A 270-nucleotide genomic window follows, 5' to 3' on the forward strand; every position below is an offset into this window, starting at 1 on the left:
TCATTCCACTGATTGCGCAAACGCTTATACATAGCCACCTATAATTTAAGGGTTCACGCGCCGCCCGTTCAACGGCTCTTTACGCTTATTCGCTGTCGCCGTGCTCCTGGGCAACCAGGTATTCAACCACCTCTATCGCCGCTTGCGGACTACCGGCGGTAGAAGCGGTAACAATGTACTTACCATTGACCAGCATAGTCGGTGTTCCGGTTACTCGCGCGCCGCGGATTTTGGCTTGGGCCTGCTGCATGCGTGCATTCACACCAAAGC

1 pseudogene is annotated in these 270 nt (G+C 54.4%); it reads right to left on the reverse strand.

The features are described from left to right. Nucleotides 1–85 precede the first annotated feature (85 nt). Nucleotides 86–270: pseudogene (locus AAEY93_RS20665) on the reverse strand (thiol:disulfide interchange protein DsbA/DsbL); the annotation flags it as partial.

The sequence above is a fragment of the Shewanella sp. CAL98-MNA-CIBAN-0140 genome (genome assembly GCF_040309905.1).
Classification (GTDB): domain Bacteria; phylum Pseudomonadota; class Gammaproteobacteria; order Enterobacterales; family Shewanellaceae; genus Shewanella; species Shewanella psychromarinicola.